Genomic DNA, 17,134 nt, shown 5'->3' with positions numbered 1-17,134 from the left:
TACCGTTACTCCTGTTTGTCCATTAGCGATTTCCATACTTTTTGTTCCCAAATTAAACAACTCGATTCCATCACCAGTATTGTTATAATCACATAATTCATAATCCGTAATTACAGGATTGGGTAGTGGAATTGGGTTGACTGTAATAGTATAAGAGCCTGTTGTAGAGCAACCGTTTCGGATAGCGACAATCGTAATTGTACCCGTAATAGGTGATGATGTACCATTGCTTGCTGTAAAATTTGGTATATTTCCGGTTCCAGCTGCTGCTAATCCTAGCGAAGGAGTGCTATTTGTCCATGTAAAATTAGCTCCAGTAGGTGAACTAACAAATGCATTGGTTGTAACCAAATCTCCCGAACAATAACTTGCGTTGGCAGGAACATTTGTTATAACTGGTAAAGCATTAACAGTAACTAGGGCAGAACCTGTTTGAGCCTGAGTACAAATTGGTGTTCCGCTTAACGAAACACTTACCAGAGAATAGGTACTAGATGTGGTTAAAAATGGTGTGGTTAAAGAAGCATTACCCGATGCACCTAAAACTATAGTTTGATTACCGCCGCTATCAACGGTATAAGTTACCGTAGCATTAGGTGTTCCTGTAAATATAATTGCTACTGAGTTTCCCGAACAAATTGTTGTTGTACCAGATATAGAAGCGCTTAGCGAGGCTCTAACCGTAACAACAGCTGAACCATTTAAAAGCTGACTACAAGGTGGTGTGCCAGGTAATGCAACACTAACTAAATTGTATGTGGTATTTAGTGTCAATGCCGGCGTAGTTAATGATGCTGCTCCAGCTCCACTTAACACTATGGTTTGATTCGAACCACTATTGATGGTGTACGTAACCGTCGCATTTGGTGTTCCGCTAAAAGTAATGACCGTTGTAGTTCCCGAACAAATTGTTGTTGTTCCTGAAATGGTAGCGGTTGGTGTGGCGCTAATTGTGATGACTGCTGAACCCGATTGCGATTGACTGCATGAACCTATAGTTGCACTTACCAAAGCGTAGGTAGTAATTAGAGTCAAATTTGCCGTATTCAGAGTTGCATTACCTGAATTGTTTAGTACTATGGTTTGATTGGAGCCTCCATTTACAGTATAAGTAACTGTCGCATTCGGTGTTCCAATAAATGTTATAACCGCAGCGGATCCTGAACAAACAGAGGTTGATCCCGATATAGCTGCTGTTGGCAATGAAATAACGGTTACTACTGCCGAACCCGTTTGAGACTGACTACAAATCGGAGTGCCCGAAGAAGCAATACTTACTAAATTATAAGAACTATTTACAGTCAACAAGGGTGTCGTTAGTGTCGCATTCCCAGAACCATTCAAAATAATTGTTTGATTTGGACCGCTGTCAACAGTGTAAGTCACCGTTGCATTTGGTGTACCGTTGAAAGTAATTACCGCTGATGTTCCTGAACAAATAGTTGTTGTTCCTGATATAGTAACGGTCGGTAACGGAACAACCGTCACAGAAACCGTTTGATTTAAAGATTGAGAACACACCGTATTTCCCGTACCATCAATAATTCTGACATTAGTCAACGTATAGGTAGTGGCAAGCGCAGGTGATGCTGTTATGGTAAAAGTCCCTGCCGCATTTAAAAAAGCAGATTGAACCGCACCGCTATCAACCGTGTAATTGATATTGGAATTTGGTGTTCCGGTAAAAGTAACTGTAACCGGACTTCCAATACAAACAGATATGTTGGAAATACTTACCGAGGCATTTGGCACTAAATTTACAACCAAATCAAAATCGGTTATCGCAAAACAACCTCCTGTATTATCGGTAACCCTAACATAAATTGTTTCCGGATTGGATATATTAGAATAGATAGTAGGCAAGGCATTAATACCATCATTAGCATCCGTAATAGAGTTGTGAAAAGTAATTGTGTTACCTGTCGTATCCGAGTTTATCAAAGCCCTAACAGCATTAAGATCAAAAATCCCAACGTTTGGTGTATTGCTGCAGGTTAACACATCAGGAATGTGATTAGCCGATGGCGGTGAAGGAAAAGCTCCAGTTCCTGAAGTTGCAGTTCCTGTCCATTGAATTTGAAATCCACCATCACCAATAGGTCTGTCAATAGCAATAAAATATGTTTGCCCAGGAGATACCGTTAACCATCTAACATAACCATTCCCATCTGCACCTGGACCCGTTTGTGTAAGCAAAGTCGAGCCATTCATTCCCGTAAGATTATCAGTTAATCCCGCTTCAAACGGATTTGTAGTGGCGCAACGTAACGGGCTTCCTAAAGCTCCACAAACAGCATTTGGTCCAAATACCCAAAAATCATAATCTACTGATATGTCCGGATCATCCGGAATCAAATTAAAACCTAATGTTCCTCCTTGTACAATATTTACTTCAAGCCAAATCGAATTACTCTCAAATCCACCACACGAATTGATTTCTTGAAAATTACCCGACCCAGTAGAATTAGAAGAAAAAGCGCCATTACCACAAACTATCAGCGCAGTAGCACAATCATTTGGCTCTTGTGCAAAAACTAAATTTGATAAAAATAACAGAAAAAATACGTTTAAAACATTCTTCATCGAAACATCTTATTTATTATGCATAATAGCCAATCTCAATTGTATTCGAGATTAGCTATTGCTTATAATCATCACTTAATTAACTTAACTTTTAAACCTAATCTTCATAAATAATTACATTTTTTTTCTTTACCAATTATTTTTTCACAATCAAGAACTCTGAACGTCTGTTTTGTGCATCTTGTTCCTGAGTGCAATTGGTTCCGCATTTAACTTTTTGTTCTGTACTTCCAAATCCTTTTCCTGAAATACGGGCCGCTGTAATTCCTTTAGAAATTAGATATTGAACGGTTGATTGTGCTCTTTTTTCAGATAAATTTAAGTTATAGGCAGCGGAACCTTTAGAATCTGTATGCGATTTTACAAATATAACCATTGTAGGATAATCGTTCATTACTTTAATTAATTTATCTAATTCAACCGCACCTTGAGCAGTGATATTACTTTTATCATATTCAAAATAAACCGGATTCAAAATCACTTCGGTATCTGTTATGATTACTGTTGTAGGATCCAAAGCTACGGCAACTATAGTTTCCCCGGCTTTGGTTGACTTCACTGCTGCTGTTGCATTTTCGAAATTTTGTGCCGAAACTTTCAATCCATAACCTACAGTACATTCGATAGCATAGCTGACTTTTCCTTGTGCATTGGTTTGTTTGGTTTCGATAACATTTCCTTTTACATCTGATATAGCAACCGTAGCGTTAGCTAAAACGGTATTGGTTTTACTGTTAGTAACAACAATAGTTGCTTCAGCTTTACAGACTGGTGTCGCTGCATATATGGCATCTGAACCATTTCTGTTTGAAGAGAAATAACCAATATTGGCGTTCTTATTGAAGCTAAATGAAAAATCATCTTTTTCGGTATTTACTGGTTTCCCTAAATTTTGTGGTTTTTCAGCAGTGTTTAGGTCAGTTCTAAATACATCAAAACCTCCCAATCCCTGATGACTCGTTGAAGCAAAATACAACACATTATCTTCGGTGATAAACGGAAAATTCTCTCTGTCTGCCGTGTTGACATTCGGTCCTAAATTCTGTGGTTTTCCAAAAGTAATTGCATCAATGGATACTTTCCAAATGTCTGATTCACCCAATCCTCCGGGCATATTTGAAGCAAAATATAATGTTCTTCCATCGTTACTCAAACTCGGATTAGTAACCGAATAGCTCGTACTGTTAAATGGCAACGCTTCGACATTAGACCATTTTCCATCAACTTTAGTCGCTTTGTAAATTCCTTGTTGCCCTACTTTACTATTGCTCTTTTTATTCTTTTCATACTGCCCTTCACTATGACCATCTCTGGCAAAAAACATGGTGTTACCGTCTGCACTTAGTGTTAGCGGACCATCGTGAAATGGCGTATTCAATTCTCTTACCAAAGATGGTTCAGAAAAACTTCCATTGCCATATCTGTTTGATTGGTAAATATCTAGATAGGGTTGGTCAATCCATTTATCCGTTTTATTCGAGCTGTTTCTGGTGCTGGCAAAATAAAGTATATTATCATTGGTCAATAGCGCTCCAAAATCACTTTGTCCCTTGTTTTTGATATTGGTCTCGGCAACCTCAAATAACTTGGTAGTATTAGTCAAACTTGGTATGTAATTTGGATTTGCCAAATGTTCTTTGGCTCTTTCATCTTTGGGCATCATTTTGGCAAAAACATCCATTTGCTTATTGGCTTCCTGATAATTTCCTATGACTTTCAATGTTTGCGCATAGCGATAATAGGTTTCTGCAGATGCTTTTCCTTTCACTGCTTTGGCATACCATTTTGAAGCGTTTTGAGAATCAAAAACATTATAATAGCTCTCCGCTAATTGCGTATAGATATAGTCGTTCGCATTTTTGTTTTCGGCCAATTTCAGGTATTCCTCGATTGCAGCTACATACTGATAGCTATCAAAAAGTTTGTCTGCTTTAGCAGTAGCGCTATTTTGTCCGTATCCGACAGCAAGAAGCAAGAACATGCTAATGGTGATGTATATTCTTTTCATAGTTTATTTTTTTAGAAAAATCTTGGTGAAACAGATACTTTTTTAGACAAATTTAAATCAAATAACAAAATAAACTCATGGGATGCCGGAGCCGTTCCTCTTATTTCTGAAGTGACATGATCATAAGCATATCCAACGCGGATAGCCGGTGTTACAGCAAAGTTAACCATTGCTCCAAAAGAATCGTCCATTCTATAGGTTGCTCCTATTTCATATTTTTCGAAAAGTAAGAAATTTGCTGAACAATCTAACGAGGTAGGTGCATTAAATGCTGACTTCAACATAAACGAAGGTTTGAATTTTGTATTCGGAGATAAATCAAACACATAACCACTAGTCAAAAAATAGTGTTCTGTTTCGCTCCCAAATTTCAATTCCTGCCCATTTCGTGTTATATCAAGATGTCTGCTTTTTATCATATTCGGTACTGAAAACGCTGCATAAAATTTGTTGGTATAATAAAACAAACCGGAACCAATGTTTAATTTTATATTGCTCGAATTTTCGCTGAAGGAATTATCGTTAGGCTGTTGTGTATAACCATTCCCAATTTCACTAAACAAACCTACTCTTTGAAAAGTAGCTCCTGTTTTTAAACCGAAAGCTAATTTGCTGGCACTTCCTAAATTGATAGTGTATGAGAAATCGCCGTAAATGTTGTTTTCGGCTACAGGACCAATTTTATCCGAAATAACAGAAAGACCCAATCCAACATTTTTACCAACAGGGCTTTGAATCGCAAAAGTTCCGGTCGTTGGAGCTCCATCTAAACCAACCCATTGTTGTCTGTAAAGTAATCCTCCTGATATGCTTTCTTTTGAACCTGCATAGGCCGGATTCATAACATTCATATTATACATGTATTGTGTGTAATGTGGATCCTGCTGGGCTGTAACTTCTATAGAAATGATAGAAAATAGTGCTAGTGCTATATATCCTTTTTTCATTAGGCTTGTCGTTTTATTTAGTAATTGACACATACTCAATTTAATTAATACTCTCTGTTTATATATACCCATCCTGTTTTGGTCGCTCCTTCTGTAGTATGGATGCTGTAGAAATAAGTTCCATCAGGCAATTCTTGTCCACCATCAGATTGACCTTTCCATTGATCCGTATAGTTACCTGAGAAAGAGAAAACTATCGTTCCATAGCGGTTGAAAATCGTAATTTCTTTTACTCCATAACCCGACAAATCGAATGTATCGTTCACTTGGTCATTGTTTGGAGAAATTCCTCTTGGTATAAGTAAACAAGGATTATTTTCTATCGTAATGTTTTGACTGGTCACACAACCATTTAAACCAACCGAAACACCAAAGGTTAGCGGCAAGCTTAACGATGTGTTTTGAGATAAATAGTCATCAACATCTAATGTCGCATTAGTTCCAATAGGAGTGCTTCCCTGTGTCCAAGTATAACTTGCAGTAACTGTATCAAAATTGGTGTCTATGAGTTGCAGCGTCAAGCTACCATTCTGACACAAATCATCAATTGTGAAAGTCAAATCAGGAGTAATCGTAATGGTAAAATTAGTGGAACCACCAACATTACATGCTGCGGCATTAGCGGCAACAGTATAGGTTATTGTATACGTTCCTGGGTTACTTTGCGCAATAGTAATTTCACCTGTTGTTGTGTTTATGCTTAAACCTACGCCAGCACTAAATACGCCACCACTAGTAAAATTAGCTGAAAGTGTTGGCAAATCATTAGCAGCACCGGCACAATAACTTACATCATAACTAAATCCTGTAACGGGAGTAATGCTTGGCAAAATAGTAATGCTTGCTGTAAATACACCACCAGCTGTACAAGTTGACGAATTAGCGGCTAGAGTATAAGTGATTTGATGCGTTCCTACTGGAGCAGTTGATAAAGTAACCGCTCCTGTTGCCGAGTTTACGGTTACTGTTGATGAACTAAATACACCACCAGTAGCGAAATTTGCTGTCAATATCGGAAGTGGATTTGAAGTGGCATTACTACATGTTTGCGCATAACTGAAGGTTACATTCGGCATTGTCAATGGAGTTACAGTTACTATAGCTGAACCTGTTATCGTCTGGCTACAAGCAGGGCTTCCGGAAGCCGTAACACTTACCAAAGTATAGGTTGCACTTGCCGTTAATGGAGCACTTGTAATTGAAGCTAATCCTGTAGCATTTAAAACAATAGTTTGAGGTGTTCCGCTATTTACTGTGTAGGTCACTGTTGCATTTGGAGTTCCACTAAAAGAAATTGTTGCCGTTAAACCAGCACAAATTGTTGTTGTTCCCGAAATAGTTGCGCTTGGTAAGGCATTCACCGTTACTACGGCAGAACCTGTTTGAGTTTGTGAACAAGAAGCCAAACCTGCACTTGAAACACTTACTAAGTTATAGGTGAATACTCCAACTGTTGCTGTTGGAACACTAATTGAAAAACTGTTCCCTGTTGTCGTTGTTATAGTTTGGTTTGCCCCACCATTGATAGTATAGGTGAACGTATATGGTGCATCTCCATTGGCACCTGTAAATGTGATTGTTTGATTAGCAGCGTTTTGACAAACTGTTACAGTTCCTGAAATAGTTGCGGTAGGAATTGCATTCACCTGAACCACAATTTCAGTACGAGGTCCTTCACATCCACCTGAACCTACAACACTAACATAATAGCTGGTTGTACCTGCAGTTGACGTTTGTGGTGTTGGAGCTATCGTTGTCCCGGTTCCGCCTATTTGCTGCGTATACCAAATTAAACTGTCGCCTGGGTTTGGTGCTGTTGCTGTTAAGGTTGTTGCGGTTGCATCTGCGCAGTAAGCAATCGGAGTTGTTACTGTTGGTACATCGGTTGTTCCTTGTTTTGTAATTGTTATTGCTATTTCACAATAACGGGTATTCCAATGAAAAGTATACGTTCCCGGTGCGGTGAATCCTGAGACATTCGTCAATCCGCTATTTGGATTTGCAATAGATGTTGTTGCCGGGTTACCAGCATCTGCAACCCATTGCCCTACTCCATTGGCATCAAAAGTCATTGATGTTGTGGTACAGTCTAATGTGGTATTGGCTGTATTTATTGTGATAGCTACATTCGCTTTAAAATTAGCAGCATCTAGGATATGCCCTATAGCATTTTCTTTGGCACGGAAAATAAAACGAGTATTGGTCTGACCTGGTGGAATTGTATAACTTCCTTGAACCAATTCCCAAGCCAAACTGTTGGCAAAATCTTCAACCAATAGTGTAAACGGACCAGAAGGCGGACCAGCATACAATTGAACTGTAGATCCGTTAGTTCTTGTTGCACTCGCAAAACTATAATCCATTTTAGTGATTTCTGAAGTATCAAAATCTTTATATAATCCTTTGATATTTGGGTCACTTGGATTCCATTCAGATGGATCGTCTTGTATTAATTGAATGCATTGCCCACCAGAATAAGGTGTTACATCTCCCGAATTAGATGCTTCTTGGAAGAACATGGCTCCCCATTCGGTATTGGTTCTCCAACCCGGTACAACTACTCCGTCAATAATAGTACTGATTCCCGTAACAAACTGCATTGGTAATTTCTCAAAATCGTAATTAAAGGCATCCAAATCACATAAGTCATTTGGTGTTGTGATACAGATGTGGAATGTTTTATTGCTAAGTATGCTATCATTTAATTTCAATCTGATTTTATAAATATGACCCACAACCAATTCAGAAGAATAGCTAGTAACCATTGAATTGTTTTCGCTGCATGCCTTTTCAACAAGTGAACCATCAGGCATTTGCTCATACAGCGACATCATTATTTTTGGCCATGGCCCTTCAAACGATGAATCATAATAACTTCCCGGGGCAAAATCGCTTAATTCAATTACATGAACTCTTGAAGTAGCCACAAAATCATACCAAATATCTCCTCCATTTATACCTCCGCAAGCTGTTGGGGTAGCCGATGCTGTTGCTCCGATAAATGAGGCATCAACACCTGACACATCACAGGTTTCATTTGTATTAACTACTAAACGTACTGCAGTTGTTGGCTCATCATTTCTAATGAAGACTTTTGGTCCAGACCAATAACTAGTATTTGAAGTACCACAAATAGCGCGGACAAAATATTCATAAGTTCCAGAAGTGGCATTAGCAAAATCAGCTGCTACCGGAGTATATGTTGCTGAATTCACAATTTGTCCCGATTGAGGCAAGGTTCCATTTTGATAAGGTTGTATAGCAACTTCCCATTGGGTTTCTGAACCTCCTGGAGTCCATGAAAGTACTTCTTGATTACTTACGGCTAAATTGGTTGGCTGTGGACAAGTTACTACTCCACAACTGGCAACACTAGTAAAGAGCGTTGTGTTTACTGTACCTAATCCCAAAGGACTGGTCCAAACGATAGTATTAGACTCATCTCTTATCACAATTTGAGCTTCAGAATATTGGACTCCACTACCGAAACCGTTCCAATACAAGCTGAATTCAACACCTGTACATAAGAACACTACATAATCTAAAGAGGTTTGTCCAAAGCCTGGAAATTCTAATGCCTGTGATACAACTCCATTTTGCATTACAACTACGTTATCAGTAACCGTTCCTGTATTACCATTGGTAACAGTCATCGTATATTGACATATATTGGCAAAATCACAACGAGTCGTGAACTCAAACGGTCCAACCCATGCACTTTGTGATGTTCCGCTACACACTGCTCTAATATAGTATTCGTATTTTATTGCAGGTGTTAAGCCTGTTAATGTATAAGGATGAGAAGTCGTCGTATGTAAATATTCCGGCAAAGTAGCACCAACCGGAGCTGGTGTTCCGAAAGGCTGGACTGAAATTTCCCAAGAGGTTTCGGTACCTGTAGACTGCCAGTTAATTGTTGCTGTTGTATCAATGATATTCGTTGTAGTAACATTAATTACTGGAGGACACGCCGGAATGTCTTCTACAATTACGTTGTCAATAAAAGTATATTGACCTCTATAATTCCATGGATTTGGAGGGAAGAATGGGGTGTAAAAAGCAATATTAATATTGGTATCAGCCGTAATTCCGGTTAAGTCAATAACTTTTTCTCTGGCAACCATATTATTGATAACTTCATGAACAAAGGTAACATTTAGTGGACCTGCAGCAGTTACATCAGCATTTCCTGATATCGTAATTGTTAGACCATTGATAGCCGTTACGGTTGAACCGTATGGAATTACCCAACCCAAAATATCTACTCTGTCACCTATTCGGACACCAGTTGTAGAGGTTAAGGTTATTGTATTAGAACCTGCAACGGTTCCGGTAGCATCCGTAGGAATAACAATATTATTTTCATATAAAATGGTTGTAAACTGATTTGTAGCCACACCATTTACAGACAACAATACTTTCAAATCTTCTTCAAAATCACTATAAAGCGTTTTATAGAAAAAGCGCAATCTTTGACCGGCATGTGCTGTAAGTGTTGGTGTGATTAAATAATCGTTATTATTTCCATTACTTCCGGTGGATAAGGAAGCCATTTGATTTCCAAAAATTGGATTGGCTGGTTGATTCAAATTCCACAGATTTCCATCACCGTTTCCATTTACTATAGTCCAACAACTTTCTGTTGTGGTATTGGAATCGAATGTTTCAATAAAAGGGGTTGGTAATGGATTACAAATAGTTCTGAAGGTAAACGGACCAACCCAAGTACTATTTTCCGAAGTACAAATTGCTCTGACATAATACTCATAAAGCGTATCTTGTGTTAAACCTGTAGCATTGTAAGTAGGTGTTGTATTTACGGTTGTTCCTGAAGCTGTTGGAACTCCGGTTCCAGCTGGCTGAACCACAATTTGCCATTGCGTTTCTGCAAAACCGGCAGTCCAGTTTAAGGTAACAGTTGTCTGTGCAATAGTAGTAGCTGTCAAATGCGTTGGATCCGGACAAGCAGGAGCGTCATCAATAATAACATTATCAACCATCACTATTCCTGTATTACTCGGATTGTTTATTGTTGGTGGTAACCTGAAAGCTATATAGGTTACTCCTGTTCCGTTAAATAAAACCGTGTCTTGCTGATAGGCACCATTAGTAAAATCATGAGATGGAATCAAAGTAGTATATGTCGCAAAATCAGGAGTTGTTGATAGCAACACTTCGAAATTACCTCTTGGGCTTGGGTAAAAAGGCGATGTCACTACTCTATAGTCAAAACGAAGTCTTTTTGGACCAACCGCATTTACAGGTACACTAATCAACCAATCATCATAGGCAGTAAATGGCTCAAAGAAATTAACCGGCTGGGGCCATATTCTCGCTTCAGTTTCTTGAATTGTCCATTGAGCTGGGTCACCGTCGACGTTATTGGTAGTCCAACAGAATTTTTTTGAAGTAATATCGCCATCATTTAGATTTTCATAATAAGGTGTTGGCTGAACGATACAAGTTGTATTAAAATTAATTGGGCCAACCCAGATACTTTGCTCAGTAGCATTACAATACGCTCTCATATAAAACTCATATTGCGTAGATGGCGTTAACCCTGTTACTGTATACGGATTACTATTTACTATGTTCCATACGGAACCCGGAGCTGGCGTTGCTGTCGGAACACCGGTTCCTAATGGTTGTGCTACGAGTTGCCATTGTGTATTTGCGAATCCGTTTGTCCATGAAATTTCCGCCGAAGTTGATGTTATAGATCCTGGTGTAACTACAGGATAGGCAGGCTCCGAACATGCCGGTAAATCTTCTACATTTACATCATCAATATACAACCAGTTTCCGGTTTGCAAAGCTCCCGGTGGCACTATCCAGGCAATATTAATATCTCCTGTAATGTTTGGTATTGGAACAATTATTTCAATAAAATTATACGCAGTAGTATAAGAAGCCAAAGGAATTATTGTTGTGGTAAAATTAGTGCCACCAACTCCTGTTGTTGAAAGTTTCACTTCAAAAGAACCTGGTCCACCGGTTGGGTTATCAATAATAAGACCCCAGTTGCCATAAATATTATATTTGAATCGAAGTCTCTTTTGTGTCACTCCGTCCAACTGGAACTTTGGCGTCACCAACATATCATTGTGACTACTCGATTCTCCGGTACGCAATTTTGCAACAGGCTCATTAAAAGCATTAGGTCCATAAGTAAAAAAGCTCAAATCGTTGTTTAAATTCAAAACTGTCCAACACGGTTCTGGAATTCCGTTATCAGAGTCAGCTGTAGTAAATCCGGTGTAATAGGGTAATGGTTGAATGTTACATTGTGTGGTAAAAGCTCTCGGAGCTGACCAAGATCCCGGACTTGCACAAATAGAACGCACATATAGCTTATAATCAAAACCTGGTGTGAGCCCTGTTAATGGATTGTTTATATTGGTTGTAGTAGGTGTTCCGGCTTGCGCAGCTGTTGGTGCCGGTGATGTAGCCGGTAAAACCAAAAACTCCCAGGCACTAACTAAATTGGCAACATTGTCCCACGAAGCTACTGCCGTAGTTTGTTGCAAATTATCAATAGTCACTGATGGTTGCGAAGGAGAAGGACAAGTTGAACCACTAACCGTAAAAGTAAAACAAACACCCGCTCCAGGATTGGTACGTTGAAAAGGTGATGAGATTACAAAAAGATAGGTATGTCCTGCCTCTGCATAAAAATTTGGTATTTCTACAGGTGTATTGTTCGTAGTTGTTATTGCGCCTAAACAGCCTGCAGATGTTCCGACACCGGCACAGCCATCAAATACAAAAACACTGGAAAGGTCATTGTAACAATTGCCAGCACCTCCTGTAGTGTTAACGGACTGCGTTATATTAATTAATCCTGAAGTTGTTGGTGTATAAGAAAGATAAACATGATTTCCCAACAAAAGATTCTGTGTCTGACCTATTGGTTGACAACTCAACAACTGACTATCCATTTCAACATATGTAGTACCATCATAAAACTGATCCAAATTTGAACTTAATACATAAGGTGTTGTGGTAACATCTGGTAGAATGACTATCGGGTTTGAACACGTTAATCCAATCATTGAGGTTGTAAATTGAAATGGTCCTGCCCAAGTACTGGATGTTGATGCATCACAATTCGTTATAATATAAACATCATAAGTAGTATTAGATGTCAATGTAGATGGCGTTGTATATGTAGTGCCTGAAACCGGAATACCAGTTGTTCCGTGACCTGCACCTACTGCTACTACTTCAATTCCGAAATTAGTAGCGGTAGGATGTGTCCAGTTTATGGTTGCACTATCTGTTGACACTACAGAAGTAATTCCAGTTACAGGAGGGCAACTTGAAATTACTCTGGCTCTATCCACAAACCAGCTGTCTCCAGCAGTTGATGAAACTCCGGTCTGATTCGTTACCGCTACAAAAGCAATATAAACGGGAATTCCTGCTGGTATTGAAGGAATTGGAACAACTTTTTCTTCATAAGTAGTCGCCGCAGCATTAAGTTGCGCTTCTGTCCATGAAGCTAAGGTCACATTAAAACTGCTAATATCCGGTTGATTTGCTGTTGAAATTCTAACCTGATACGTTGCGCCTCTGTTTGTAAAACTTCCTTGCTTTGTCCAAAAACGAATTTCACCATTGGATGGCGTTAAAAATTGAGGCGTAATCAAGAAATATTCTGCCGTAACTCCGACCGTAGCATTTAGTGACGGATTTACAAAAGCGCCTCGACTAGCTAAATAACCTCCTGTTGGAGTTGTTGTCCAGTTATTAGCCGGTGTAGTTGCCAAATTACTATTTACTGCCCAAGCTCCCGGTATGCCACTTTCAAAATTTTCTGTAGCAAGCTGACCATAACTTAAAGTAGTCATGATTAGGAAAAAAAAAGCAAAAATTTGCTGAAGAACTATTTTGCTAATAGTCCCATTTTCATTAACATAGTTTTTTTGAAAAATACCATGATTAACTTTTGGAAATATAGTCTCAAAAAAGGGATAATTTTTCTGCATTTTTAAAATTATTTTAGTTGTTGGTGTTACTTTTAATTTTTTTTTAGCGCTTATCTTTTTTTTAAAGATAAAAGGCAATTTTGAAGCAAATACTACTGTTTTTTGAAGCAAAATGCATTGCTTATTTAAATTATAAAATCATTGACAAATACTCGAAGCCCCTGATTTCAGTGATAAAGACAATAAACATATCGTCCTTCTTATTTGCATACACTAAGATACACAAACAATAATTGAGGAAAAATCATTCTACTTTATAATTTACTGAATTTATAAAGTACAAAAGGAAGATTTGAGGTAAAAATTGAATAAATTAAGGACTTAAGCGTCTTTACTTTTTTGATTTTGTAGAAGGAAAATTTGACTTTTAATTGTCTCGATTTCCTTCCTTTTTCTTTTGATAATTACATAGAAAAACAGAACAATCAAAATTAAAAAAAACAGCAAAACCAATAATAGATAGTAGAATTTAGTAGATAATTCCGCTTTTTTGTCTTTAAGTTCTAATTCTTTATCTCCTATAGATTCGCTTACTGAGATACGCTCTGTATTTTTAATTCGCTTTTGAGTAGCTACAAATTTCAATTGGTAAATTTTAAATTGATCCAATTGATTTAAAGCTAAATAATTTTCGGCCAAGCCTCTATAAATTTCCTGATCTAATATTAAATCATTTACATCAGAAGAAAGATTCAGGGCTTTATTTAAAGCTACTATGGCTTCCGAATTCTTTCCTTCGAGTGTGAAAACTTTGGCAGAACCTTTCAAGGCAAAAGCTTCCAGACTTTTAGCATTTGCTTCTTTGGCAATTTTAGCAGCCTGCTCAAAATTTTCTAAAGCCAATTTGTTGTTCTTCATCAGCAGATAACAATTCCCTTTATTGTAAATGGCGATGCTCATCTTGGTAGCCGATTCCGATTTGTCCTTTACCTTCTTTAACTCAGCAATTCCTCGGTCTAAATAGGTTACAGCTATAGCACAGCTTAGCTTTTCTTTGTAAATAAAACCTCTGACAATATAATTTTTTCCCAACTCCATGTGAATGGAATCTTTATATGGATATTCCGCAATCAATTGTTCTGCCTGATCTAAATACTGTATCGCTTTATCATAAACTTTCAGTTGATGGTATTGGATTCCCGTTTTATTAATGATGTTTATCTTAAGTAACTTGTCATTGGAAAGCGGTAATAGCTCAGATGATTTTATAAGATACTCGACTGATTTCTCGTAATCTCTTTTAGCAGAATAAGCATCCGATATTAATTTATAGCCTTTTATTTTATAATCAACATTGTCTCCGGATTGGGCAACAACCATTTCTCCGGCTTTGATTACATTATCGGGATTACTATAAATTTCATTAGTAGAAACTTTAAGAATACTGTCCGGTTTTTTATAGTTTTGGGAATACAAAGGACTAGCTGTCAGCAAACCAACAACTAATACATACATCCAAAATTTAATTTTGTTGTCAGCCATTATTCCAAAAGATTATTTTCTTTTTCCTGATTTAACAATTCAATAAATTTCACCGGTGATATGCCCGTAATCGTTTTAAAAACAGTTGCAAAGCTGCTATGTGATGAAAAACCACAGTTTTCGGCCAGATAACTAATTTTATAATTGATGAAATTAGGATCTGTTTTTAGCTTTTCGATGATATAATTAACCCGTAGTTTGTTTATGTAGGTATTAAAATTGACGTTATAATGGGTGTTTATAATCTCTGAAAGGTATTTTGTATTGGAGTCCAGTTGACCGGCTAAAACGGCAAGGGAAATATCTTTATTGATAAAACGTCTTGAGCTTTCGAAACGTTTTAACTTATTTAATATATGCTCTTCTGTTTCCTTTAAAATCACGTTCTTCTTAGGCTCACTCTTTTTATCTGTAATACTAAAACTAGTCATCAGATTGCTTCTTGTTATTTCAATATAATTGATGATTTCAACTAACCTTTTTTTGTTTGCCGCTATTTTTTGCCAAAATAAAAAACTTATCAGTATCACAATTAAAAAGAGTCCCGATACTACATAAATTATTTTGATGTATTTGGATTTTTCATCCGAATAACCATCTGCATATTCATCCGAGATAAGGTTAAAACTGGTATTTATGGCTTCCTGCTCTTGGCCTTCTGCCTCGCTTTGCAATTCAAAAAACTTAGAATTTATCAGTTTGTAATTGGCCACATCATTCATGGCTAAATAAATTTCACTTTGCAATTGATTGACTTTTATTTGGGAGAAAAGATTGCCAATTCGCTCAACATAACTCATTGCTTCTTTAGACAATGTAATGGCTTCTCCATATTCTTTTTTAAGAAAATGAACCAGTGCCAAACCATTCAGAACATCAATCTTAGCATAAGCATTCTCTACGTTTTGCTGATTAAGATTACTAAGTGCAAGCTCAAATTGCTTTTGAGCCAAAGCTAAATTTTTTTGTCTCAAATACAATTGCCCTAAGGCGATGTTGTAATGTAACGCTATATCCTTGAAATCTTTTGCGATTTTAGCAACTGTAGCTTCCTCCTTTTTTAGTGCATCTATCGGTTCCTGAAGTTTACTTTGATTTGACAAAAACTTTGATTTTTCAATTGCAATTGAAACTTCTAAATACAATTTTAGCTTGTCATCAACTACAATAGTATTTTCAAGTTTTTCTATAATTTTCTTAGATTGTTTGTCAAGGGTCAGATTTCTTAAGAGTGTTATTTTTGAAATATCAATATTAATTTTTTGTTCTTCAGTTAAATAGTTCCTGTAATTCTTCTCTTCATAAAGAAAATTTAGAGCACTACTATAATCGCCTTTTACGATATAGGCTGTAGAAATTAAGTAATTGATACGTGATTTATTACTATCCGAAGTATTGGTTTTACTCAAAAGATATTGTGCGATTTTGAGTGACTGGTCGGGATTAGAATAAATTAAATTCTCAATATCATCTGCTAAATAATACTTATTTATGGTTTGCGCACTAATTGTACTTTGGAGGAATCCAAATAATAATAGGATATGAAAATATCTGTTAATGGAGTTTAGATATTTCATGCTTTTTTTAAAATTAACGCTGTAGATTTTAATCAATAAGTTAAGCAAATATATAGAATTATAGGCGACATCTATAATTTTTAAAAGGTTATAATAACAAAATTCCTTCACAAAATGAGAAGGGATTTTCAACTTTAAAAAACAGTTATAATTAAAATCTTTTCAGACTGAAACAATTATTGCACGTTCAACAGAATTAATGTGAGAATTATATAATTTTCAATTATAATTTTATAACAAAACTCAGCTAATTAAATAACACATTTGTATTACATAATAAGGTGTTCCACTTGTCAAGAGAAGAAGCTATATCACCAAAATACCATTTTGGTCCTAACAAGTAACATTTGAGACTATTATATAAATCGTCACGATAACCTCGCGACGATTTTTTTATACTAAAATCAAAATGTTATTCTGTCCCGAAGCTTCGGGATGTCGAAGAAAAAAAGGTGCTTTACTACTATATACCTAACTATTAGACACACCTCATTAAATAACATAGTAATTCCTCTATAGGGTTAAGAAAATAACCTAACTTTGTTTTTA

General features: G+C 37.0%; 6 protein-coding genes. All 6 read right to left on the bottom strand.

Annotated features, from left to right (window positions below):
* A partial coding sequence (locus RMN97_RS12495) for a beta strand repeat-containing protein (RefSeq protein WP_409024895.1) occupies positions 1–2,583 on the bottom strand: 2,583 nt, incomplete at its 3' end.
* A 136-nt stretch (positions 2,584–2,719) separates the two neighbouring features.
* Positions 2,720–4,591, bottom strand: coding sequence for an OmpA family protein (locus RMN97_RS12490; RefSeq protein ID WP_309614853.1), 1,872 nt, complete (start codon positions 4,589–4,591; stop codon positions 2,720–2,722).
* 11 nt (positions 4,592–4,602) lie between these two features.
* Entirely contained in the window at positions 4,603–5,538 is a 936-nt protein-coding gene (locus RMN97_RS12485; RefSeq protein ID WP_309614852.1) for a type IX secretion system membrane protein PorP/SprF, read from the bottom strand.
* Positions 5,539–5,582: 44 nt separating this feature from the next.
* Positions 5,583–13,526 carry a choice-of-anchor J domain-containing protein gene (locus RMN97_RS12480; protein ID WP_309614851.1) on the bottom strand — a complete coding sequence of 2,648 codons (7,944 nt, stop codon included), beginning with the start codon at positions 13,524–13,526 and terminating at the stop codon, positions 5,583–5,585.
* Positions 13,527–13,847: 321 nt separating this feature from the next.
* Positions 13,848–15,008, bottom strand: a complete 1,161-nt coding sequence (locus RMN97_RS12475) for a tetratricopeptide repeat protein (RefSeq protein ID WP_309614850.1) — start codon at positions 15,006–15,008, stop codon at positions 13,848–13,850.
* Positions 15,008–16,585 (bottom strand): helix-turn-helix domain-containing protein, encoded by a 1,578-nt coding sequence (locus RMN97_RS12470; RefSeq protein WP_309614849.1) that lies wholly within the window; start codon positions 16,583–16,585, stop codon positions 15,008–15,010. The genes RMN97_RS12475 and RMN97_RS12470 overlap by 1 nt, the downstream gene beginning before the upstream one ends.
* Positions 16,586–17,134: the final 549 nt, after the last annotated feature.

Origin of the sequence: Flavobacterium sp. (genome assembly GCF_031381455.1) — a bacterium.
In the GTDB taxonomy this organism is placed as follows: Bacteria; Bacteroidota; Bacteroidia; order Flavobacteriales; family Flavobacteriaceae; genus Flavobacterium.
Note: the sequence above shows the minus strand (reverse complement) of the source record. Positions and strands in the feature narration are given on the sequence as shown.

Coding starts and splice junctions, on each gene's coding strand:
- RMN97_RS12490 (WP_309614853.1), bottom strand. CDS start 4,591: ATGAAAAGAATATACATCACCATTAGCATGTTCTTGCTTCTTGCTGTC.
- RMN97_RS12470 (WP_309614849.1), bottom strand. CDS start 16,585: ATGAAATATCTAAACTCCATTAACAGATATTTTCATATCCTATTATTA.
- RMN97_RS12485 (WP_309614852.1), bottom strand. CDS start 5,538: ATGAAAAAAGGATATATAGCACTAGCACTATTTTCTATCATTTCTATA.
- RMN97_RS12480 (WP_309614851.1), bottom strand. CDS start 13,526: ATGCAGAAAAATTATCCCTTTTTTGAGACTATATTTCCAAAAGTTAAT.
- RMN97_RS12475 (WP_309614850.1), bottom strand. CDS start 15,008: ATGGCTGACAACAAAATTAAATTTTGGATGTATGTATTAGTTGTTGGT.